The following is a 22181-nucleotide window of genomic DNA, read 5'->3' as shown; positions in this document are numbered from 1 at the left end:
GGCACAGAATGTTCTCTGTTTGCTGATAATCCAGGCATGAGATTTTTTTACTCAGGCGATATCAACCCGCGCCAGCCCCTTCAGCAGGTTGCCTGCCCCCGGGCTGACTGCTACTCTGACGACCCTTATTTCCCGATTCAACGCCTTTTGGCAGGATAACGCATGATCTGGCTGATGCTCGTGACTCTGGTATTGGTGTTTATTATTGGTTTCCGCGTGCTCAACTCGCAATCACGCCGGGCAACCAAAGCGCTGAGCAAACGGCTGAATCTCGACCCGGTTTACGTGGAATCGCTGGTTAGCCTGATGGGAAAACCGGCAGGGGATGAATTTGTCGATTATCTCTCTCGTGATAATGAATCCCACTTTGCCAATGCGGCCAGCGTGTTATTTATCTATCAGGTCTTTATTGTTGATGAGTCCGATGAAAGCCTGATGTTCTGGCGCGGCGTGCTGCGCAAAGCCTATCTGCCGACCACATTGAGCGGGGAACATGTTCGACTGGCGCTTAGCTTCCTGCGCGAGACTGAGCCCGATGCTCAGGAGATGCATGCTTTCCGCTTGCGCTACAACGCGCGTTTTGCGCCCGCAGAGACGTTCACTGAAGCGGAACACGGCAATGTCTATTCAATTGATTCACGGCTGAACCGACACTGAGTAAAACTTAAATAATCTGTGATTAATAGCGCTTTCAGGCACAAATAAGGCTGTTACTGTTCATAAGTGCAGCAACAGGGCGTAGTAACAAGTAAAAACGTTGACTCATCACACGCGCACCGTATAATTCGTCGCAGTCACCATGCGCCCTTAGCTCAGTTGGATAGAGCACCGGCCTTCTAAGCCGTAGGTCACAGGTTCGAATCCTGTAGGGCGTACCAATTCAATAAGTTAAGCAATTCTCAATCCCATCTGATTTCCCCCTTATGTCATATTTGTGTCGTCACCCCCCAAAAGTGAGTCAATTTTGCGCGCATGTTCAGTTAAGTGGCTCGGTGCCAGGTGAGCATAACGCTGTACCTGCGTAATACAGTTCGTCTGCCGTCGGGTTTTTCAGGACGGTTTTCCAGTATTTGTAGCTGCTGCGATGAATCCAGAACACATGGTAGAGTGTGGACACAGGGTAACGCGCCCTGAGTTTCCCGATTATCGAGAACTGTTCGGGGAGGCTTTTGGCGTTTTTCCCTGACGCTCATCACGCAGTTATTTTACCCATTTTGTCATCGTAGAAAGGCCAACGTCCATAGCCCTGGCGGCGTCAGAGACGGTGTAATTTAAGGCTGGTGACAAGAAGCCGGAATGGGATGAATAGAACCGCTCTCAAAAATAACATATATGGGAGAAAGGGGTCTGCTGGTGTAAGCGTAATGATAAGTGGATTGCTTACATTATGCGCAACCGAAAAACAAAAGAGTCTTGGGTATTTCGAGAATATTCACGATGCAATTCGCTCGCGCGAGTTAGCGGAAATTACATCTGTTGAGTCTTTTAACCCGACAACTATGCTGCCATTACCAATAGTTACTTTACCAATGCAAAGCAGCGTTGGAAAAACTGAGAGCCGCTTTCACAACGGCTCTCTAAGTCTTATGGAATACTTTACAGCTTAGGGATATTTAAACACATTTGAAAGTCAGGCGAGCAACGCCATTAACGAGTAAGTGTGTATCAATATCAGTTTTCACTTCTTGCATGGATTTATTTTGTACACGACAAAAGTCAGTAGCTTTTTTAGTTGCAGTGCCAATAGCACCTGGAATACGACCTGCAGCAGGCGCGGCTTCAACTTCGGTGAGATAATCTCCATTATCCAGCTTTTTGATATCTGACTGATACGTTAAGCCCAGGCCTTGAAACTGTGTTTTATCGTTTTGCACAGAACATCCGCTTAAAAAAGCACCAATTAAAACGGTGGCAGCAATGATTGAAATTTTCATGTTAGGAATAGTCCTTATATATTTTGTTAGACGCTATATTACGAACCAGAATTAAACATTAAATAAACTGAATGCTGTATATATATTGGCATAACGCTATCACATTGAATATGTTGACTTTATAAAAATAGAATTGATACCGGTCAGGTAGGCAGCCTTAACTGCTGAGACGACGCAATCATCAAACAGTCCTCATCCCAGGGCGCATTTCAGCGTGCGCCCGATGATGAACCAGGAGAGTAATATGCCTGACCACTGCAAAATCACCGTAATACTCAATCAGGCGAGACTGACGAAGAATTAATCAATCGTATCCAGCCTGAGATGGCCTGTAGCCTTTACTCTAATGCGCTGGCCGATAGCTCTTGGGCTTATAAAGAGATCCGTTTTAGTTCCACGCTCTGTTTGAGATCCCGGCCAGATGATATTGTAGCCAGTATTCCTCCGCCGCCAGGTTTTCAGTAATTCATGCGGAGGTTCACAGTTAACCTCTGACAGCCATCTTTCAGTGATTTCCCGTACTTCATTCAGGATTGTGAACAGATAAAATCATGGAATTCTGTTCGGTAAGTGCGGTTAAGCCTTTTGAATCGCCACGGATAATCTAGACACTTCTGAGCCGTTGATAATATAGGTTTTCATATTCAGTCGGTGGCATCTGCTCGCTCGAGCCATGCCGACGCTTACTGTTATAAAACATTTCGATATAATCAAAAATATCGCTTCTGGCTTCGTCTCTCGTTCCGTAGATCTTTTTCTTTATCCGTTCACGCTTCAGTAGCTGGAAAAAGCTTTCTGCAACCGCGTTGTCATGACAGTTACCGCGACGGCTCATACTGACCTCCAGTCCGTGCGACTTCAGGAACGACTGCCATTCATAGCTTGTATACTGACTACCCTGATCAGAATGAACCAGCACCTGTTTTTGAGGATTACGTCGCCACACGGCCATCAGAAGCGCATTCAGGACAATATCTTTTGTCATTCGGGGTTGCATTGACCAACCGATAACTTTGCGCGAGAACAGATCAACGACCACGGCAAGATACAGCCAGCCTTCGTGGGTTCGTATATAGGTTATGTCTGTCACCCAACGTTCATCCGGTGCTTCCGGGTTGAACTGCCGCTGGAGCTTATTAGGCGTCACAATACTGGCTTCATCTTTACGCGCCCGTGGGCTTCGGTCTCCGACCTGAGCCTTTATCCCCACACGTTGCATCAACCGCCAGACTTTGTTTACACCGCATTGTTGCCCGGTATCCCGTAGATCGAGATAGATCTTGCGATAGCCATAAACACAGCCCGATTCCAGCCAGAACTGTTTGATATGCCCCGTCAGCTTCAGGTCAGCATGATACCGTCGTGAATGTGGCTGCTGAAGCCAGGCGTAAAACCCACTCGGATGCACATCCAGTACCTGGCAGAGAAGGCGGACAGGCCAGCAACGATTGTTGTCACGGATAAAGGCGTACCTCAGTCGGACAGCTTTGCGAAGTACGCCGCGGCTTTTTTTAATATGTCCCGTTCGTCAGTAACCCGCTTCAACTCCTTCTGGAGTCGGCGGATCTCGGCCTGAGCATCTGACTGTTCTTTATTGGTGGAGGAGTCCGGCCCGTACTTCTTTATCCAGGCGTAAAGACTGTGAGTAGTGATATCGAGACGTGTTGCGACGCTGGAAACAGAATGGCCACGCTCAACAACCTGTATTACCGCTTCAATTTTAAACTCTTCGGGATAACGTTTACCGCTCATGGGCACCTCTCTTTTAAGTCATCTTAAATGACTCTGAGGTGTCTGTTAAACCTGTGGCGATTCATTAGCTGGTCTTGGAAAGGTGGTGATCTCACCTGCTACATTCACTCTTCTCGTGTAAGATCCCGCAATAATAAAAGCGAGGAAAACTGTAAAGAAAAAGAAGCTGAATAAAGCAACAACCCACAAAGGTACGCCGGGGAGAAGTAGTGCGTGGCCACGCCAGCTGTGTGAACGATTTTCTATCGCTTCCTTTCTGTACATTCAGTTCATTCCATGAAGGTGCTGGCTAACAGAGTGCTCAGCCTGAAGAGAATCTGTTGATGATAAGTAAAATATTAATTTTCATTCTTAAAAAAATTTTATTCTGCCAGAAATGATTTTTCCAGCAGAACAAGAGATTCTTATTTATATTAACGGAGGTTAATTTTTTTTATTTTTGAAAAATAACTGTAGCAGATAGAGTGCTGCTTTCACAAAACCTACCATGGTCAGGATTATCACAATAATTTGTGAAATACCCTGTGGAGCCCCATACCACTTTTCGAAACCCACTCCCGCACCTTTTAAAAATGATGCTGACAAAAGAACACAAACAAAAATTACCAGTCCACTAATTACTTTCTGCATTATTTCACTCCGAATATCCCGGCGTTTCAGCCGGGATGGTGACTACCAGTGACACTGTCCGCCGATATTGCCAGCACTACTGTTATTGCTACCATTATTAGAAGATGAGCTTCCAGAGAAGCATCCGCCCGCAATCGCTCCGCCAGCAAGACCCAGCCCCAGTCCAACGACTCCGCCTGCCGATCCAGCAATCATTCCACCAATAATTCCGTTATTGCATCCTTCAACGTATGAACTGGAGGAGGAATTACCGCCATTATTTTTACTGCTGCTGTTGCTGTTACCCGGGCCGTATTTATCTGAATAATTTCCTGCTCCGGAAACCTGTTCCATTTCCTGTAATGATAACGTTCTCATATTCTATATCCTTATTGGTTTAACCCCACCTGTATGTGGCTTATGTAAGGTATCGTAAATTCTTACTTTGTGAAACAATAAAAAAATTGTTTTTCTCTTGGTTATAAAATTCTTTCTGGATATTATAATTATGAGTGGGTTCTTGTGTTTTTTAATTTCATAATAAAATCAGCTAATTGTTATGGGGTTGTGGGTGATGATGCCACCCTAAAGCTTCCAGTATTCCTTCCGCTTTACTTGTGCTTTTTTTTATAAATGTGAAATGTGTCTCATTTATATTGGGGCAACTCCTCTGGACAGGGAGCTTCTTTGGCGTTCATGGATGCTGAAATAGCTATGCGAACATATGAATTTTATTAAAAAATAAATACATATAGAAGAATGTGATTTTTTATACTTGCTGAAGTAAATAATTTTCTGCGCCCTGATGTTTATCATTACCTGACGTCCGCTGGCAGACACCAAAGCTTCATATTCCGGGAAAAGAGGTGCTGCTCAACTCACACCGGCCAAATGCGAACTACCGGGTAAGCTTGTGCCAGACTGCTATGCTGATGAGTCGGGGGCCTTCTCAGCATTTAGGCTAAACCCCGCGGGAACATTGAATCACCGCGGGTTTAACAGACACCTCAGAGTCATTTAAGATGACTGATAAGAGAGGTGCCCATGAGCGATAAACGTCATCCCGAAGAGTACCAAATTGAAGCGGTTAAACAGGTTGTTGACCGCGGCCATTCCATTGCATGCGTCGCCACCCGTTTTGATATCACCACGCACAGCCTCTACGCCTGGTTAAAAAAGTATGGCCCTGATTCATCAGCCACTTAAACGCAGCCCGATACTCTGTCTGAGATCCGGCGACATCAGTAGCCTTTTTAAATATATCACTCTTCATTTTAACGCATCGAAGTCTTTTCTTCAGTTCGCGTATTTCAACCTGCTCAGGTGTCATTGGTCACGATATGGGTATTTCTCCCCTTGCTCTTCTTTCAGCTGTCGAACCTACTTATCCATAGTGGATTAACCGACATTGATTGCCGGTTTTATTAGGGATGATCGATAAGATCTTGATAGTCTGTGAGAAAGTAATGGAAAAGGGTTTCAGTTATTGATTAGATTGACTCTTAGTCCACAGTTATCAAAAAAAGGCTGTTAATATCACAAGGATCTTTGTATGAAACTCACGGATTTAGAATCTCTACTCAACCATCTTAAAACCTTACCTGTTCCGCACGAAAGAGAAGCTAACCTTTTTTCTGTTGGGGCACGAGGACATTATGAAAACCCAGTCAGTGACGTGCTGGCATTTTATCTCGATCCTGATGGTGAGCATGGATTAGATACACTGACGCTGGATGCACTATTGGCTTGTCTGGAAGAGGCGAGTGACCTCGCATCAGCACTGATTAAACCGCCGGAACGTGAGGTAAGCACCGTGGCGGGTAATCGTATTGATCTTCTTCTCGAGTCGAATGAATGGGTAATGATCATCGAAAACAAAATCGGGCATCTACTGAATAACCCATTTGATGATTACACTGCTTACCTGAATGACGAAAGCTATCGGGAGAAAAAGCCTTACTACATCGTGCTGTCACCGAATGGTCGCGCACCAGTTGGCTGGACGGGAGTCAGCTATCGTGAGTTTACCCGACAACTGACTCTCCGCCTCGGTGAGGCTTTTATCAGCGCGCCGCTGAATAAGTGGTTAATTCTGCTACGTGAATATGTGTTACATCTGGAGTCATTGATGATAAATCCGGCCTTCCCCGTGGAAACTGAAGAGTTTATCCGTGAAAACCTGCATCGGATACATGAAATGGTGCAACTGAAAAACAGTGTGATTAAGGGGATGATGGAGGAAGGTAGACGTTGGCTAACTGCGCAATTTAGTCGACAGCAATATGAAGTAAAAGTGACACAGCACACATGGTCCGGCTATCCAGCACTGCGTTTTTCTTTCGAACACTGGACATCATATTCCGATGTCGTGTTGTTCCTGCATGGTGAGCCGGAAGAACAATATGAGGTCCGTACCTACACTTGCGAGCTTATCGACGAGGAGCTGCGTGAGCGGGCAATCTCTGCTTTGAACGTCGAAGGTTGTGAGGGTGATTATTGGGATGAGGGTAAGCGCACGATCATCGGTTTCAGAATCTATCAACCACAAACGACTAAAACGTCAGCATTATTTACTGAAGTTGCCAAACGTATGCTTCTACTGGATCGCTTTGAGTGTGAGCAACGATAATATCGAAAGCGTAGGTCTGTAGTAGAAATAACAATGCTCCAGGCGCGTCCGCGTGGGGCTCAGAGCGTCAGCCAGTGTCCTGCGCCCTGATGATTGCTGTCGCCGCAATCCTGCTATTAATCACATTCACTCCAAACTATTAATCGTCGTGGCGAGAAAATTACGATGCTTACCTGCTACTGCCGCTGTTTATCTGCTTGCTGATTACTTCAGCCCGAATTAAATAATGTGTAAACACGCTGATACCTTAATTAAATGATGCTTAAACATGCTGTTTCTTTTTATGGGGCTTGCTCACTTTCATTCATAAACAAATAGCGACTGAGCTTCAACAAAAATGTCTTTTTTAGGCCATTCCTCTATCGAAAAGCATAATGATAATTACTATCATGTTTTAACTCTATGTTTTTTATTATGAAATAATTCTTTTAACTACTATGAAACCTTCCTTTAAATAAATTAAGCACGAAATGTCAAGATGAATAACTTCTCTTTTTTTTCAGTGAGATATAGGTAATTAGTGAAAACTTTACATAAGGTAGTTTTTAGATAATATTCTTCATCAGAACGAATCACTTATTAATTATTAAATATCAGGAGATAACTATGACCAGAATGGTTACGGTGGCTGCAACTCAAATGCACTGCAGCTGGAATTTAGAGGAAAATATTGCACGAGCAGATAAGCTCATACGCGAAGCACAGGCAAAAGGCGCTAATGTGATTCTGCTTCAGGAGTTATTTATGTCGCCTTATTTCTGTATTGACCAGGATATGCGTCATTTAACTCTGGCTCAGTCAGTAGATAACAGTCCATTACTGAGACATTTTCAAGCGTTAGCAAAATCACTAAATATTGTTCTGCCCCTTTCTTTTTTTGAGAAAGGAAATAATGCCTATTTCAACTCGCTGGCAATGATTGACGCCGATGGGTCCATTCTGGGTTATTACCGTAAGACGCATATTCCCAATGATTTTGGTTATCAGGAAAAACAGTATTTTACTCCCGGGGACACCGGTTTCCGCGTCTGGGATACACAGTTTGGCCGAATTGGGGTCGGTATCTGCTGGGATCAATGGTTTCCTGAAACTCAGCGTTCATTGGCTTTGATGGGTGCGGAATTGATTTTTCATCCGACCGCGATAGGTACAGAACCTGGTGAGGGGGTAGGCCAGTATGACAGTCAACCACACTGGACTCATGTGCAATGTGGTGCAGCGGGCGCCAATATGGTGCCGGTTATCGCATCTAACCGTATCGGTACTGAAGAGAGTAAATTTACTCCCGGCCTCGAAATGACCTTCTATGGCAGCTCCTTTATCGCTGATCAAACCGGCACACTCGTCGCTCAGGCCGATAAAGTCTCAGAAGGTATTCTGGTCCATTCCTTTGATCTTGATGCAATCAAACAGCATCGCGACTGGTGGTGCCTGTTCCGCGATCGTCGCCCCGAAATGTACAACATATTGACAACCTCAGATGGCCGGAATGCTTTCAGTGTGACAGGAGAGAAATAAGATGAGTACAACAACACGCGTTACCCGACCTGCACACGATGGATTCTGGATGCCAGCCGAATGGGAGTCTCACGAAGCGATATGGATGCTATGGCCGTACCGAACTGACAACTGGCGGGAAGGAGCCAGACCTGCTCAGAAAAATTACGCTGCAGTGGCCGAGGCCATCAGTGTCGCTACGCCAGTGTTTGTTGGTGTCCCAGTGGAATGTGTAGATGAGGCGAAACTTATACTGCCTTCTCGGGTCACTATTGTGCCGATGGAAAGCGATGATGCCTGGGTACGCGACTGTGGCCCAACGCTGGTCATTAATGAGAAGGGTGAACGCCGTGGTGTCGACTGGATTTTTACCTCTTGGGGTGGAGTCAAAGGCGGACTTTACAATCCCTGGGATAAAGATGAGCAGGTCGCGCCACAGATCCTGGCCCACCATAACTTCGAACGCTATCAGGCCCCGTTGGTAGTAGAAGGCGGCGGTATTCACGTCGACGGAGAGGGGACCTGCATCGCAACGGAGGAAGTTCACCTTAATCCGGATCGTAATCCTGCATTGACGAAATCCCAGATCGAGGATTATTTAAGGGATTATCTCAATATTGATAAAGTGATCTGGTTACCCTTAGGCGTTTATGAGGATGAAACGTCCGGCCATATTGATAATATGTGTTGCTTCACCAGTCCGGGGGAAGTCGTCCTGACCTGGACGGATGATGAAAGTGATCCTCAATACGCCCGGTCAAAAAAAGCGCTTGATGTGCTTGAAAATGAAACAGATGCTAAAGGACGCAAGATAAAAGTCCGAAAATTGCCCCAGCCTGGTCCACTGTTTATTACGGAAGAAGAAGCGAGCTCCATACAACCCAGTCCAGGCATGAGCCGCGGCGTGGGTCAGCGTCTGGCCGGTTCGTATGTCAATTATCTGGTTACAAATGGACGGGTTATATTTCCACAGTTCGATCCGCAAACGGACGCTAAGGCCGTCGCGGTGATTCAGGAAGCATTTCCGCAGCATAAAATTATACCGTTATCCAGCCGCGAAATATTGCTGGGTGGTGGAAATATTCACTGTATTACGCAGCAAATCCCATCAGGTCGGATTTAAATATCTTAATACTATTCTAATCACCGGTTATCGGGGGCGATCCCCGATAACACCTCCGGTAGACTCCTGCTGAAGACTGTCTGAATAAGAAAGTAGCGATACGGGAGTTAAATTAAAAAAAATATGCATAATCGACTGCGACTGTGCATATTCATTATGATAATTACTTTCTAAAAGTAATAAGGGGATAATTATGGCAGGTTCCCAAAAGCATAAAATGGGTGCTTTGCAACTGACAATAATCACTGTCGTCAATATGATAGGGTCAGGTATTATTATGCTGCCCTCGCAAATGGCAGGTGTAGGAAATATCACTATCTTTTCCTGGATATTAACTTCAGTCGGGGCAATGGCTTTGGCCTATGGATTTGCGAAATGTGGTCGTTACAGTAAAAATATTGGTGGGATGGGAGGATATGCTCAGTATTCTTTTGGGCGGTCGGGTAATATGCTTGCCAACTACACGTATGCTATCGCTATTGTAATTGCTAATGTGGGGGTCGCGATCTCGGCTGTTGGCTATTTCTGTAATTTTTTTGATATTGAACTTGGTGGTATCGCGACCGCATTGTGGACGATGCTGTTTATCTGGCTGACAACGTTACCTAATTTCTGGAGCTCTAAAATAACCGGGCGTATTGGTTCCGTTACCGTATGGGGCGTGATTATACCGGTTATCGGGATCATCATTCTTGGCTGGTTCTGGTTTAAAACTGACATTTATGTCGCAGGCTGGAACCCCCACCATCTTGGATTTTTTGATGCTCTGCCTCAGGCTCTGGCGTTGACGATGTGGGCATTTTTAGGTCTTGAATCGGCCAGTGCCAATTCCGATGCGGTGGAGAATCCTGAAAAAGCGGTACCGATTGCAGTTTTGGCAGGAACACTTTTTACTGCGGTTATTTATATTCTTTCTACTGCGGTTATTGGCGGCATTATTCCTTATCAGGAACTGGCTGCTTCTTCTGCGCCCTTCGGCTTAGTCTATTCACACATGTTTGGCGGTGTTACCGGAAAAATTATCGAGTTGCTGATGTGTATCGCCTGTCTTGGCTCATTACTGACCTGGCAGTTCACTACCGGCCAGGTTTTTAAATCCTGCGCAGATGTCGGCTATTTTTACAAAATATTCGGGAAGATAACTAAACGGGGGGCACCGGTAATTGGCATGATCATCATTTGTATTGTTCAGTCATTGTTTTTGATGATGTCCATCACACCAAGCTTCAGTCATGAGTTTAACGTCATTGTCGACTTCTCTGTGGTCATTGATCTTATTCCTTATATTCTATCAATGTCTGCATGCTCCACAATTATTAAGTCATCTGATGAATTTAAACAAGGAAAATTAAGCCATTCAAAACTGGTCACAATCGGTATGGTCTGTTTCCTCGCGAATGCCTATACATTCTATGCCATTTACAGTTCAGGCAGTCAGGCAGTGGTTTATGGCTCACTGGTTACTTTCGCAGGATGGGTTATCTTTGGCCGGTATACCTCCGCTCAGCAAAATAAACCTGTAATTGAACAGAGTAATAATGATGAGCAGAAAGAAGTGCTCCAGTCATAATGTATTTGATTTTTTTTACAGATAAAATTTATAAATTAATTGAGGCTTAATATGAATAACGAAATCAATCCTTGCGATAAAACCTTCACTATCGGGAAATGGATGCCTTCCGATCAGAAAACACTGACGGAATGGTTACTGCGTATTATGAATAAAGCAGAAAATAATGATACGCCACTTCTCCCGGTGGTTCAGAATTTTAAGGATTTTATTGAAAGCGATCCTAAGGCGTACATGTTTTTTAACCAGATGTTTGATCAGGTTGGCAGAGACAAAAAACTGTCACCAGGCGGACTGCCGCAGGTACGCGATTACCACCATATGCTGAGCATGATCAATGTGATTATGACCCATGCCCCCGATTTCGATGAAACCGGGCTGGTTGGTTGTCCGTTCAATGCGCTCTTTGACTGGTCGATGGCAACCCGTGGTGGCTGGGCTGGGTTTATCAACGAGAAAGTCAACTTGCACCTGAAAGCGATTCTGAACGAATGGGGAAAATTCTTGCGTTCTGCTGACAGTGCTTACGTTCTGAGTGATGACCCCAAAAAAGGCTGGTTCGGTAAAGATGCTCTGAACGCAATGCCAACTTTTGTAGAGGATTTCCAGTGTGATCCGCAATTACCGCATTACGGGTTCCATTCCTGGGATGATTTTTTTACTCGTACTCTACGCGAAGGTGCACGGCCTGTTGCTGAGCCGGATAATGATGCCATCATCATTAACGCTTGTGAGTCAGCACCTTACCGTGTCGCAACCGATGTCCAGCTGCGGGATAAATTCTGGATTAAAGCTCAGCCTTATGCTCTGCAATTTATGATGGATAACGATCCTCTGGTCTCTCAGTTTGAGGGCGGCACTATCTATCAGGCGTATCTCAGTGCCTTGAGCTATCATCGCTGGCATTCACCGGTATCAGGTCGTGTGGTGAAAACGCGGATGATTGAAGGAACTTATTATTCAGAATCGCTGTATGCCGGTATCGATGCAGCCGGTCCCGATCGCTCGCAGTCGTATATTGCCGAGATTGCCACGCGCGGTCTTATTTTCATTGAAGCCGATAATCCTGATATCGGTCTGATGTGCGTTATGGCGATTGGTATGGCTGAAGTATCCACCTGTGAAATTACCGCTTTTGAAGGGCAATATGTCAAAAAAGGCGATCAATTGGGCATGTTCCATTTCGGTGGGTCAACCCATTGCCTGTTCTTCGGCCCTCAGGTGAATATTGAATTTGATCTGCATGGTCAGGTTCCAGGGCATCACAGCCATAATATACCGGTCAATGCTCAAATTGCTAAAGTTGGCTTGCGTAATCGCTGATTCGGCTCCCACTCAAAGGGAATGATAACTGTATTGCCTGATGTGATGCCTTTCATCTTGTTGAAAGGCATCTTTGGCGCTGATAAATCAGTAAGGCTCTAAGGTTAATTAACGACAGCTGCAAAGTCTTGATGTTGGAATGGCATAAGCATAAGCGCTATGCGCTGAATTATTTTTCCGGGGCAGGAACCTGCCCCGGCTGCGTGACTTAGCTTCGTTTGATACGGGCTAACGCGCTGTTAACAGGAATATTATTACTTTCCAGTCCCGGCGTTTGGCCATGAAAATCAAACTCCAGATTGACTTCCGGGCGGAAGAATAAGCAGTGAGTTGAACCACCGAAGTGGAACATGCCCAATTGCTCACCTTTGTTAACGTGTTGTCCTTCGTAAACGGTCACATCACAGGTGGATACCTCAGCCATACCCACGGCCATAAAGCACATTAATCCAATTTCCGGATTATCAGCCTCAATAAAAATTAATGCTCGGGTTGCCAGTTCAGTAATATATCCCTGAGAAGCATTTGGGCCTGCAACATCTTCCCCTTCACTTAATGTTTCGGAGTAGTAGGTTCCATCGATAATACGTGTTTTAACAATCCTGCCTGATACGGGTGCATGCCAGCGGTGATAGCTCAGGGCGCTCAGAAATGCCTGATACACCGTCGCTCCTGTAAAAGCCTCAGCCAAAGGATCGTTATCCATCATATATTGCAGCGCGTAGGGCTGTGATTTAATCCAAAATTGATCGCGTTGTTTTACATCTTTGGCAAGGCGATAGGGTGCTGATTCACAAGCATTTACAATCACATCATCATTATCGGGTTCAGCAACAGGGCGGACGCCTTCGCGGAACTGTCGCGTAAAGAAATCATCCCATGATTTGAATCCGTGATGATCAAGCGATGGGTCGCAAATAAAGTCATCCACAAATGTCGGCATAGCTTTACGGGCGTCTTCACCAAACCAGCCAGAGCGGGGATCGTCATTTAAAACCGAGGTGCTTTGAGCTGAACTGAGAAACACCGCCCATTCATTAAGTATGATTTTAATATGTTTATTGATTCGTTCGTCCAGGAAACCACTCCAGCCGCCTTGCGTTGCCATAGACCAGTTGAAGATGGCGTTAAAAGGGAAGCCCACTAATCCTGTTTCATCGAACTCTGGCGCATGAGTCATGATGACGTTTATTAAGCTCAGCATATGCTGATAATCGCGTACTTGCGGTAATCCTGATGGCGAAAGTGCGTGAGCGTCATCTTGATTAACCTGGTCAAACATTTGCGTAAAGAGCATAAATGCTTTCGGGTCATTCTCGATAAAGTTTTTAAAGTCCTCGACACAGGGTAATAATGCGTCGGTATTGTTCTCGGCCTTTTCCATTATTTTTAACATCCAATTGCGCAGAGTACGCTGATCGGATGGCATCCATTTTCCAACGGTATAGGTCTTATTACAAGGTTTTAAAGAAGCGTGCATTTTGACTCCAGATATAAGTTATATAATAAAATTATGATTCAGGATGGTTTATAAATCTGCGGGAGATGGCCGGTAAAGAGCATCCACAAGCTGGTCAGAGCAGCAATAATAATCAGCATCACCAATACTTTTTCTGAGCCTGTGAATAACGGCTCCTTAGGGGCTTGTTCTTTACGTGCCCATACGAATACTAATAATCCAATGGCGTAGATTGCACATCCAACAAGGATGAAGGAGATCCCGGCAGCATAAACCAGCCAAAATCCATACAGCGTTGCTAATACGCTCGTCACTAATGCGCTGTTCAGGCTATAGCGAGCAGTTTTTGGATAATCTTTTTTGGCTATAACTTTCCACAAAAATGCGGCGGACCCGATATAGGCAGGAAGAATTACCACGCCGGTAATAGAAAGCATGGCATTCCAGGCATTATTGGAGAAGAAGACCAGTGCCATTGCTGCCTGCATAACCAGTGTTGAAACCCATAGTGAGTTTGAAGCAACGCCGTTGGCATTCGTTTTTGCAAAAAACTTGGGAAAGGTGCCATCTTTAGCACACGCCCACGGCAGTTCGGCTACCAGTAGCGTCCACACCAGCCATGAAGAGAGTAGGGCAATGATGACGCCGATATTTATAAAGACGCCACCCCATTTGCCAACTATCGCGCTCAGAATTGCCGCTGTAGAGGGGGCATTCATGGCGGCAAGTTCCCCTTGAGAGAACACGCCAAATGGCAAAATACTGACTAACATAAACAGGACGGTTGAAATGATAAAGCCGAGAATCGTCGCACGACTTACGGTGCGTCCATCGGCTTTATCAGACATGACAACCGCACCTTCGATCCCGATATACATCCAAAGCGTTACCAGCATGGTGCTTTTGACTTGATCGAAAAGGCCGCCAAGTGGTCGATCATGTAATGCGTTATCTCTTAAGTGTCCCCAAAAGTCAGTTCCCATCATGTGGTAACGCAGAGAGAAAAAGGCCAACACGAAGATAAAGACAGCAACCGGGATAAATTTAGCAATGGTGCCAACAAGGTTAAGAACCGAGATGCCTTTAACCCCACGCATAACAAAAATACTGAGTGCCCAGATGATGATCGAAGCTGTAGTAATGGCTTGCCAGGTATTGCCGCCTTGAAAATAGGGAGGGAAAAAGTAATTCAGTGCGTCCATCAGTAAGACGGCGTATCCGACATTACCGAATGCGGCTGACATCCAGTATCCCCAGGCGATTAAGAAACCACTCAATTTCCCAAATCCAGCCCGGGAGTACATGTAAATACCCGACGTCATTTCTGGATGAATGTCCGCAAGAATCTGAAAGGTTCTTGCGAGGAAAAAAACGCCCAATCCGGTAACGACCCAGGCGATCAAAATCGCGCCCAGTGCGGCTGATTGAGCCATGTTTTGCGGGATGTTGTATACACCCCCACCAAACATCGCGCTGATAACGAGTAACGTCATCGCAAGCACGCCAAGTTGTTTGGTAGGGGCAGGTTTAGCTTGCTTGTCAACCGCCATTATAAATCCTTAAAGTGAATGAAATGTCATTCCTTATATTAAGGTTTAATCAATGGCTCCGGTATCAGACGACAAAACAGGTGGCGTCAAATTTATCTGATGCCTGTAGGAAAACGGGAAGAAGTAAAATATTTTCAAGATAACCAATCAAGAATTAATATGTTATTGCATTATATATCAAAAGCAAGTTTCATTATTGTAAATGTTATGATGATGCAGAGGGTTTTTTGATTGCGCGGGTTGTTATAATGTTCAACGGCTATCTAACAGAATGCAATCAGGAAGCGTGACTTTAAAAAATCTGCGAAAGTCATTCGATGGCTGGGATATATGTAGCATTAAAGGATGCCCGCCAGGTGTTGTCGCGGGGAGTCCTAAAAAAGCTCGCAGTAGAATAATGTTGTGTAATCGCGAAGCGCAGGCTAAAAAGCCTCACCCTTAGTATGGTTTTGTAAACAATTGATAAACGTAATCTATTTTTTACACGTTATGATGAAGATGCTGTGTAAGATAGTTCTGTTGTTAACGATCTCGTTATGGCGAGGCTCCTATACAAACACAAGTTACCGCCCTGATGGCATCGAGAGAGGCCTCGCAGGGAAATACAGGTTTCATCGAATCAAGGTGTTGCCAAGGTAACTTCTTATGTTGTCGCAGACAACGTGAGATACGTTGTATAGTGCTAAAACCAAGACGTAGGGATCCATTTTCCTATTGAAGTCTTGTCGCCCCTATGAGATTTTTATTCTATAGGGAATTAAACCATGCCTCATCACGTCAAACATACCATTCATAACAATTATTCAGAATTTGAAGATGATGCTATAGCTCAGTATATGGACACTGACTATATCGCATTGCCGCATATCCTGCAGGTTTACGAAGCTCGCGAGATGTTTCTAACTAAACTCAAAGATGACGATATACCATCACAGGTGTTTATCACGGATGGAAAAAAGTTATGTGGGATATTATCCGTAAAAAAAATGTTGAAAGAAAAAGAGGTGATGCAGCCAATCACTAATTTAATGGATGAAAGCTACATTAGTCTGGCACCGGGTGATCAAAGGCAAGATATTGTCGAATTAATTTCTAAAAGCGACTGTGATATTCTCCCCGTCGTCAGTAATGGCAAACTCGTGGGATGCGTAACAGCGAAAGAAATTGCGCATTTATTAGAGGATGATGTTACTGAAGATGCACAAAGGCAAGGGGCAAGTTTGCCGCTTGATAAACCTTATCTTGAAACCAGCCCAGTTACCCTGTGGAAGAAACGTGCGGTATGGTTATTGTTGCTATTTATTGCTGAAGCTTACACCAGCAGCGTCATTCAGCACTTTGAAGATGCGTTAGAGTCAGCGATTGCACTGGCCTTCTTTATTCCTTTGCTGATTGGTACCGGAGGGAACAGCGGCACGCAGATTACCTCAACACTGGTGCGCGCTATGGCGCTGGGTGAAGTGCATTTGCGCGATTTGGGTAAAATTATTCGCAAGGAGATGACAACATCACTGATGGTGGCAGTCACGCTGGGTTTGGCGGGCTGCGGTAGAGCCTGGATGATGGGGATTGGGCCTGAAATAACGCTTATCGTCAGTCTGACATTGGTTTGTATCACCATGTGGAGTGCAATCATTTCATCAGTTATTCCGATGGTTTTAAAACGCGTGGGCATAGATCCCGCTGTTGTCTCAGCACCCTTTATTGCAACTCTCATTGATGGCACCGGGCTGATAATCTACTTCAAAATTGCACAATATTTTTTAGAACTTAATTAAACCGGCCTGAATATCCGCTCAGCCATGTTCGGATCCTGGCGGGGTCTGCTAAAAACAAAAGCTGCACCGGTCGGTGCAGCGTTTTGTTATTTTTGCAGCGCATCAGCCGCAGTTATTCTTCAGAAACACCTGCCTCTTAAACCGGCGCAACAATAATGCGCGTGCAGATTTGCTGCAGTAATGCCAGCTGATGACTAAAAATAATGATGCTCAGACCGCGTTGCTGAGATTCGATAATTAACCGCTGCCAGATGTCTCGCTGGATAGGGGGATCAAGTTGCGCAGTCACTTCATCAGCAATCAGCAGGCGAGTACGCGGATCAAGCGCGCGCAGTAGCGCAATGCGCGCCAGTTCACCGCCGGAAAGCTGGCCGGGTTTACGCGTCAGCCACTCTGGATTGACGTGAAAATGTGCCATCTGGGTTTCATCAGGGCTCCACGCGTCGCGTAGCGCATCTCCCGTGGTGCGGAATGAATTAAATGTAAGCTCGGGATGCTGCGGAACTAACTGGACAGGACAATAGCCATGCTTCGGCAGCGGGAGACCATCCAGGGTAATTTGCCCCTGCTGATATGTCTGCCAGCCGGCCAATACCCGGCCTAACATTGTTTTGCCATAACCGCTTGGCGCGGATATGCCTAATCTTTCACCCGCGGATAAATCAAAAGATAAATTATTCCAGAGCAGGCGCTTATCTTGCTCGATAGTCAGCTGAGAAACACAAAACATCACGCTCTCCGTGCCTGAACTGACGAGCTGTCGTCAGGAAATAAGCTGTAGTATTCCGGCAGCGCCAGCCAGTGTCGGCGTAGCGCTGCGCTGCCGCTGCCGTTTTTTAATTCATTGATTGAGATATCATCGCTAATCCGCCCCTCATTAAGCGCGACGATACGATCGGCAAAACGCGCCGCCAGTGACAGATCGTGCGTTACCCACAGTACTCCGGCACCCTGGGCGCTCAGCGCGCGTAACTGTTGTAAGAGCTGGAAGGCCAGCGGTTCATCGAGCCAGGCAGTAATTTCATCCGCCAGAATATAGTGCGCTCCGCCCAACGCGGCATTACATGCCAGCACACGCTTTGCCATACCGCCGGATAACTGCCTGGGGTACTTCAGCAGGATGTCGGTCTGAAGATGAAAGTGTTTAATCTGCTGCTCAAGTGCCAGTGCGCAGGTATGTCTGCCGCTCAGTTGCAGACTGCGCTTCAGTTGAGTGCCCACCCTGAGTAAAGGATTAAGCGAACTTACGCCTTGCGGCACATAGCACAGGGTATTTCCACGCAACTTTTGGCATTGCCGTGAATTAAGCGATTTACCTTCAAGCCTGATCTCTCCGCGCATCCGCAAATTTTCCGGTAACAGCGCCAGGGCACTTTGCAGCAGCAGGCTCTTACCTTCGCCGCTGCCACCTACCAGCGCGGTAATTTCACCGCGTTGCAGCGTCAGATTGATATCGCTGAGGATCGGTGAGAGCCGTTTGCGGCCAAACCAATTGTAGTGAACATTTTCAACAGAGACGTGCCTGAAATTTAGCATGATTGATTCCTCAGCCACAGGGAGTGAATAGCGCGAACGCTTTGATCAAACAGTAAAACAATCAGCAAAAGCATCAGGCCGGGAAACACCGCCAACCACCAACTCCCATTGCTGAGAAAACGTAAAGCATCTGACAGCAAAATGCCCAGTGACGGTTCATGCGGTGCCAGCCCGAAGCCGAGAAAGCTCAGCGCTGCGCTATGTAACACTGCATGAGGAAACATCAACAGCGTGCCAACAAACCACTGTGACGATAACGCGGGCAGATAATGCGCCCGCCAGCAGTACCAACGACCATTTCCTATCCGCTGGGCCAGCGTCATGTAATCACTGGTGCGGATGCGTTGTGCTTCCGCCCGCAGGATTAATGCCAGCTTTGGCCAGTGAGTTAAGGCGACGGCGATGATCACACCTTGCTTTCCACCCCCCACGGTAAAGCAAATTAAGATCAGCAACAGCAAATGCGGTAATGAGAGCAACGTGTCGATAACTAACCGCAGAGCCTGGTCGATGGTCGGATGGATTAAGGTCAGGCTGGCGACCAGCATCGCGATGATTCCGCTGCACAATGCTGCGCCAACACCAATTTGCAAACTGATCAATGCGCCCTGAAAGCAGCGTAACCACAGGTCACGCCCCATATTGTCAGTGCCAAACCAGTGTGCAGCGCTCGGTGGCTGATAGCGCGCCAGCAGATCGATCGGTATATCAGCTGACAGCAAAGAAATACCATATATCGTCAACAGGCTGAGAAGCAGGGTGGAAAAGATCACCCGTAGCAACGCTGGAGCGGGATTATTTAGCATCATTTATGTTCCAGAATCCGGTTCATTCTTGCCAATAACAGCGCAGAGAGACTATTGCCGCAAAACACCAGCAGCGTACAAAACAGCACAATGCCCATCAGCAGAGGAATATCGCCGCGCAGCCCGGCGTCAATGGTGGCTTGCCCTAAGCCGGGGTAAGCAAATATTTTTTCGGCCAGTAACGATCCACCAAGCAATTCACCTATCGAAGCGAATTGCAGGCATAACGCCGGTGTCAGCGCATGGCGAAATACCTGTACGCGTAACAATGACCAGCCTTTATCACCCTGCGCGCGGGCATAGTGCACAAAATCACTGCGCATCACTTCGGCAATTTTCTCCCGGGTGTGCAGCGCGATTTGTCCAAAGCCCATCAGGCTCAGCGCAATCACCGGCAAAATTAAATGATGAATACGATCGCCAATGCTGGCGTCCTGCGCGTTGCTGCCCGGATCCCAGGCACAGCAAACCGGAAACCATTGCCAGTGCACGGCAAAAATGACCAGCAGTAATAATCCGACCCAAAACGTCGGCAGTGAAGATGACAGATAGCTGATGCGGCAGATTAACCGGTCCGGCCAGCGATTGAGATAACGCCCGGCGAGAAATCCCATCAGGATACCTGACACGCCTGACAGCACCCACGCACTGGCTAATAAGGCAAAAGAAACCGAGAAGCGCTCACCGATCACTTGCGCGACGGGGGCGTTATACACCATCGAATAACCGAGATCGCCCTGTATCAGTTGCGAAAACCAGTGCCAGAAACGCAGCCATAAAGGTTGATCCAATCCCCAGCGCGCAGCGATCAACGGATACTGTTGAGGAGGCACATGCAGTAAATCGTTACCGATGTAGGCTCGAATCGGGTCAACCGGCGAAAAGCTGAGTAGCGTAAAGGTTCCCGCCATCACCAGAATCAGCAGCAGTACCAGCCGCAGCAATGTAAACAGCAGCTGGCGCAGCCCGTCAGACCGGGCCACGCTCAGCGTTGTCATAAAGAGGCGCTTCAGTTGCACGTCCATTTCCAGTCTTGCAGATTGTTCAGTACCGACCAGCTGCCGTGAACTTCAGGCGCGGCGTTGCCTAAGTCGACGCAGGGATTTGCAAGATAAGTATGTTGTAAATTAAGCAGCCAGGCCCAGGCTGCATCGCCCTGTACGCCTACTCCGGTTTTGCCGTCCCATTCAACCTGCTGCCAGAAAGGAACAGCTTGCTGCCAGGTTGGTGCATCAAGTGCCTGTTGCAGATGCTGGTCAACCGTTTTATTGCTGTAGTAGCCCGGGTTGAAATACTCAATGCCAGCGGTTTTGCTGCTGTAATGGTGGTAAAGCTCCATTGGATCGAGGCCGCCCCAGCCAAACAGTGTCGGGTTGGCATGCATATTTCGCTCAACCGTTTCCCAGCTGCCGGATTTCAGATCCATCTCGATACCCAAAGGTTTCACCATGGCGCGAACCGCCTGCGCCAGATCGCGTCGGGTGCTGTCACCACTGGCGTACCAAAGCGTGAGCTGCGCTTTTTTACCGTTTTTGACCCGAATTCCGTCATCGCCAGCTTTCCAGCCGGCGTCATCCAGAATCTGTTTCGCTCTGGCAATATCACCGTCTTTAAACGATGCCTTTGGGTTATCCCAGGGCAAACCCTGTACGGCGGTGTAGGCGGGGATGGCGTGGCCTTCCATTAGTTGGTCAGCAAGCAGTTGACGGTCAATGGCGTAGTTGATGGCGCGGCGGATAGCGACATCGGCAGTAACATCATTGCCGACAGGATAACCGTTGGCGTCTTTTTTTCCGGCGGGCGTGGTTGGGAAAACAATTCCGCGGTTTTCTACGCTCGGACGAACCCACAGTTTTAAACCCTGTTTCGGTGTCACCGCGACAGAAGGCGCTATTCTGACTAACCCTAACTGGCCACTTTGCGCTGCCGCGTAGGCACTGTCTTCATCTAAAAAGACGAAGACCAGCTTATCGAAATCATTTTTAGGGCCGGAATAATAAGGGTTCGCTTCGACGATGAGTTGCTGACCCGGCTGGAAATCTACCAGGCGATAGGGGCCTGCGCCGACAGGATTCTGCGCATAGGTTTTTGCATCGTATTTTTCTTCAGACACGATCCCGAGCGACCCTAAGACATTGACGAATGTGCTTTGCGGCGCAGATAAGGCAATTTCAACCTGACGGTCGTCCAGAGCTTTGGCTGAGGCAAAATTACCCATATCAATTTTACCGCCGCTTTGCGCAGCCTGATTATAGGTAAAGGCGACGTCTCTGGCGGTGAGAGAAGAACCATCAGAGAATTTCAGGTTGGGTTTAAGTGTTATTGTCCAGGTTTTTCCGTCGGTGCTATTAACCACTTCCTCGGTGAGTAAATTATCCCAGCTTAAATCGATTTTCTGTTTCAACAGCGGGCTGTGTAATAACAAGTAGCTGCCGTGACCCCAGCCCAACAAAGGATCAAAGCCTTCTGCTGGTTCGTCACCAATCGCCAGTTTGAGCGAGTGTCGCGGTGACGGCGAATTATCAGCGTGGGAAAAAAACGGTGAAGTACTTACGATTAAGGCAAGTGCATAACTTAGTGCTTTCAGGTTCAGTGGCATGTCGTTTCCTTAAATT

At 46.7% G+C, this 22181-nt stretch carries 18 protein-coding genes, 1 tRNA gene, 4 pseudogenes and 1 riboswitch; of the genes and pseudogenes, 9 read left to right on the top strand and 14 right to left on the bottom strand.

The window, feature by feature from the left end; genetic code table 11:
* Positions 1 to 162 precede the first annotated feature (162 nt).
* Positions 163 to 657, top strand: a complete 495-nt coding sequence (locus ACP3TC_RS15795) for a DUF1198 family protein (protein WP_426816812.1) — start codon at positions 163 to 165, stop codon at positions 655 to 657.
* 144 nt (positions 658 to 801) lie between these two features.
* Positions 802 to 878 (top strand) — tRNA-Arg (locus ACP3TC_RS15790).
* Between the two features lie 43 nt (positions 879 to 921).
* Here the strand turns inward: ACP3TC_RS15790 and ACP3TC_RS15785 are convergent.
* The 7 genes and pseudogenes from ACP3TC_RS15785 to ACP3TC_RS15755 form a co-directional block, all read right to left on the bottom strand.
* A pseudogene (locus tag ACP3TC_RS15785) lies at positions 922 to 1026 on the bottom strand (hypothetical protein); the annotation flags it as partial.
* Positions 1020 to 1272, bottom strand: a pseudogene (locus ACP3TC_RS15780) (IS3 family transposase); the annotation flags it as partial. The pseudogenes ACP3TC_RS15785 and ACP3TC_RS15780, both read right to left, overlap by 7 nt.
* 341 nt (positions 1273 to 1613) lie before the next feature.
* Positions 1614 to 1934 carry a hypothetical protein gene (locus ACP3TC_RS15775; protein WP_313856252.1) on the bottom strand — a complete coding sequence of 107 codons (321 nt, stop codon included), beginning with the start codon at positions 1932 to 1934 and terminating at the stop codon, positions 1614 to 1616.
* A gap of 388 nt (positions 1935 to 2322) precedes the next feature.
* Positions 2323 to 2521 (bottom strand): annotated as a pseudogene (locus tag ACP3TC_RS15770) (integrase core domain-containing protein); the annotation flags it as partial.
* A 17-nt stretch (positions 2522 to 2538) separates the two neighbouring features.
* Positions 2539 to 3686 (bottom strand): IS3 family transposase gene (locus ACP3TC_RS15765; RefSeq protein WP_426816811.1). Its coding sequence is split into 2 segments (ribosomal slippage): positions 2539 to 3449 and positions 3449 to 3686, totalling 1149 coding nucleotides; the frame shifts between segments, so codons are not numbered across the junction.
* Positions 3687 to 4109: 423 nt separating this feature from the next.
* Complete coding sequence (locus tag ACP3TC_RS15760; RefSeq protein ID WP_313856258.1) at positions 4110 to 4316, bottom strand: hypothetical protein; 207 nt, start codon at positions 4314 to 4316, stop codon at positions 4110 to 4112.
* 42 nt (positions 4317 to 4358) lie between these two features.
* Positions 4359 to 4673, bottom strand: a complete 315-nt coding sequence (locus ACP3TC_RS15755; RefSeq protein WP_426816810.1) for a hypothetical protein — start codon at positions 4671 to 4673, stop codon at positions 4359 to 4361.
* Positions 4674 to 5339: 666 nt separating this feature from the next.
* Between ACP3TC_RS15755 and ACP3TC_RS15750 the strand changes: the two are divergent.
* The 6 genes and pseudogenes from ACP3TC_RS15750 to ACP3TC_RS15725 form a co-directional block, all read left to right on the top strand.
* Positions 5340 to 5489: pseudogene (locus ACP3TC_RS15750) on the top strand (transposase); the annotation flags it as partial.
* A gap of 358 nt (positions 5490 to 5847) precedes the next feature.
* Positions 5848 to 6924 (top strand): PD-(D/E)XK nuclease family protein, encoded by a 1077-nt coding sequence (locus ACP3TC_RS15745; RefSeq protein WP_426816809.1) that lies wholly within the window; start codon positions 5848 to 5850, stop codon positions 6922 to 6924.
* A gap of 606 nt (positions 6925 to 7530) precedes the next feature.
* Positions 7531 to 8442, top strand: coding sequence for an N-carbamoylputrescine amidase (gene aguB / locus ACP3TC_RS15740; protein WP_313856263.1), 912 nt, complete (start codon positions 7531 to 7533; stop codon positions 8440 to 8442).
* Position 8443: 1 nt separating this feature from the next.
* A complete protein-coding gene (gene aguA, locus ACP3TC_RS15735) occupies positions 8444 to 9544 on the top strand; it encodes an agmatine deiminase (protein WP_313856264.1) in 1101 nt (366 codons plus the stop codon).
* 193 nt (positions 9545 to 9737) lie between these two features.
* Complete coding sequence (potE, locus tag ACP3TC_RS15730; protein ID WP_426816808.1) at positions 9738 to 11114, top strand: putrescine-ornithine antiporter; 1377 nt, start codon at positions 9738 to 9740, stop codon at positions 11112 to 11114.
* 51 nt (positions 11115 to 11165) lie between these two features.
* Positions 11166 to 12437 carry a phosphatidylserine decarboxylase family protein gene (locus ACP3TC_RS15725; RefSeq protein WP_426816807.1) on the top strand — a complete coding sequence of 424 codons (1272 nt, stop codon included), beginning with the start codon at positions 11166 to 11168 and terminating at the stop codon, positions 12435 to 12437.
* A 208-nt stretch (positions 12438 to 12645) separates the two neighbouring features.
* Here ACP3TC_RS15725 and ACP3TC_RS15720 read toward each other — a convergent pair whose 3' ends face one another.
* Together ACP3TC_RS15720 and ACP3TC_RS15715 are read right to left on the bottom strand one after the other, a co-directional pair.
* Positions 12646 to 13917, bottom strand: a complete 1272-nt coding sequence (locus tag ACP3TC_RS15720; RefSeq protein ID WP_426816806.1) for a phosphatidylserine decarboxylase family protein — start codon at positions 13915 to 13917, stop codon at positions 12646 to 12648.
* Positions 13918 to 13955: 38 nt separating this feature from the next.
* On the bottom strand, positions 13956 to 15446 hold the full coding sequence (locus tag ACP3TC_RS15715) for a basic amino acid/polyamine antiporter (RefSeq protein WP_426816805.1): 1491 nt from the start codon (positions 15444 to 15446) through the stop codon (positions 13956 to 13958).
* A gap of 523 nt (positions 15447 to 15969) precedes the next feature.
* Positions 15970 to 16154, top strand: a riboswitch (M-box (ykoK) riboswitch).
* 56 nt (positions 16155 to 16210) lie between these two features.
* On the opposite strand from ACP3TC_RS15715, the gene ACP3TC_RS15710 reads away from it, so the two are divergent.
* Positions 16211 to 17224, top strand: a complete 1014-nt coding sequence (locus ACP3TC_RS15710) for a magnesium transporter (RefSeq protein ID WP_426816804.1) — start codon at positions 16211 to 16213, stop codon at positions 17222 to 17224.
* 136 nt (positions 17225 to 17360) lie between these two features.
* On the opposite strand, the gene ACP3TC_RS15705 is transcribed toward ACP3TC_RS15710, so the two are convergent.
* The 5 genes from ACP3TC_RS15705 to ACP3TC_RS15685 are packed head-to-tail and all read right to left on the bottom strand — an operon-like array spanning position 17361 to position 22165.
* Positions 17361 to 17954, bottom strand: coding sequence for an ATP-binding cassette domain-containing protein (locus tag ACP3TC_RS15705; protein ID WP_426816803.1), 594 nt, complete (start codon positions 17952 to 17954; stop codon positions 17361 to 17363).
* A complete protein-coding gene (locus ACP3TC_RS15700) occupies positions 17954 to 18760 on the bottom strand; it encodes an ATP-binding cassette domain-containing protein (protein WP_313856275.1) in 807 nt (268 codons plus the stop codon). Before ACP3TC_RS15700 ends, ACP3TC_RS15705 begins: the two co-directional genes overlap by 1 nt.
* A complete protein-coding gene (locus ACP3TC_RS15695) occupies positions 18754 to 19566 on the bottom strand; it encodes an ABC transporter permease (protein ID WP_313857618.1) in 813 nt (270 codons plus the stop codon). Before ACP3TC_RS15695 ends, ACP3TC_RS15700 begins: the two co-directional genes overlap by 7 nt.
* Positions 19566 to 20564: an ABC transporter permease gene (locus tag ACP3TC_RS15690; protein WP_313856276.1), complete on the bottom strand. Its 999-nt coding sequence runs from the start codon at positions 20562 to 20564 to the stop codon at positions 19566 to 19568. The genes ACP3TC_RS15695 and ACP3TC_RS15690 overlap by 1 nt, the downstream gene beginning before the upstream one ends.
* An 11-nt stretch (positions 20565 to 20575) precedes the next feature.
* Positions 20576 to 22165: an ABC transporter substrate-binding protein gene (locus ACP3TC_RS15685; protein WP_426816802.1), complete on the bottom strand. Its 1590-nt coding sequence runs from the start codon at positions 22163 to 22165 to the stop codon at positions 20576 to 20578.
* Positions 22166 to 22181: the final 16 nt, after the last annotated feature.

This window comes from Winslowiella sp. 2C04 (assembly GCF_050037805.1).
Taxonomy (GTDB): domain Bacteria; phylum Pseudomonadota; class Gammaproteobacteria; order Enterobacterales; family Enterobacteriaceae; genus Erwinia; species Erwinia toletana_A.
The sequence above is the reverse complement of the archived record's forward strand: the minus strand, read 5'-3'. Positions and strand labels throughout refer to the sequence as shown.

Bases quoted from the DNA above. Each gene is read 5' to 3' on its own strand.
- ACP3TC_RS15690 (WP_313856276.1), bottom strand. From the start codon at position 20,564: ATGACAACGCTGAGCGTGGCCCGGTCTGACGGGCTGCGCCAGCTGCTG.
- aguB (WP_313856263.1), top strand. From the start codon at position 7,531: ATGACCAGAATGGTTACGGTGGCTGCAACTCAAATGCACTGCAGCTGG.
- ACP3TC_RS15720 (WP_426816806.1), bottom strand. From the start codon at position 13,917: ATGCACGCTTCTTTAAAACCTTGTAATAAGACCTATACCGTTGGAAAA.
- ACP3TC_RS15755 (WP_426816810.1), bottom strand. From the start codon at position 4,673: ATGAGAACGTTATCATTACAGGAAATGGAACAGGTTTCCGGAGCAGGA.
- ACP3TC_RS15795 (WP_426816812.1), top strand. From the start codon at position 163: ATGATCTGGCTGATGCTCGTGACTCTGGTATTGGTGTTTATTATTGGT.
- ACP3TC_RS15710 (WP_426816804.1), top strand. From the start codon at position 16,211: ATGCCTCATCACGTCAAACATACCATTCATAACAATTATTCAGAATTT.
- ACP3TC_RS15725 (WP_426816807.1), top strand. From the start codon at position 11,166: ATGAATAACGAAATCAATCCTTGCGATAAAACCTTCACTATCGGGAAA.
- ACP3TC_RS15760 (WP_313856258.1), bottom strand. From the start codon at position 4,316: ATGCAGAAAGTAATTAGTGGACTGGTAATTTTTGTTTGTGTTCTTTTG.
- ACP3TC_RS15775 (WP_313856252.1), bottom strand. From the start codon at position 1,934: ATGAAAATTTCAATCATTGCTGCCACCGTTTTAATTGGTGCTTTTTTA.
- ACP3TC_RS15700 (WP_313856275.1), bottom strand. From the start codon at position 18,760: ATGCTAAATTTCAGGCACGTCTCTGTTGAAAATGTTCACTACAATTGG.
- ACP3TC_RS15715 (WP_426816805.1), bottom strand. From the start codon at position 15,446: ATGGCGGTTGACAAGCAAGCTAAACCTGCCCCTACCAAACAACTTGGC.
- ACP3TC_RS15695 (WP_313857618.1), bottom strand. From the start codon at position 19,566: ATGCTAAATAATCCCGCTCCAGCGTTGCTACGGGTGATCTTTTCCACC.
- ACP3TC_RS15705 (WP_426816803.1), bottom strand. From the start codon at position 17,954: ATGTTTTGTGTTTCTCAGCTGACTATCGAGCAAGATAAGCGCCTGCTC.
- potE (WP_426816808.1), top strand. From the start codon at position 9,738: ATGGCAGGTTCCCAAAAGCATAAAATGGGTGCTTTGCAACTGACAATA.
- aguA (WP_313856264.1), top strand. From the start codon at position 8,444: ATGAGTACAACAACACGCGTTACCCGACCTGCACACGATGGATTCTGG.
- ACP3TC_RS15745 (WP_426816809.1), top strand. From the start codon at position 5,848: ATGAAACTCACGGATTTAGAATCTCTACTCAACCATCTTAAAACCTTA.
- ACP3TC_RS15685 (WP_426816802.1), bottom strand. From the start codon at position 22,165: ATGCCACTGAACCTGAAAGCACTAAGTTATGCACTTGCCTTAATCGTA.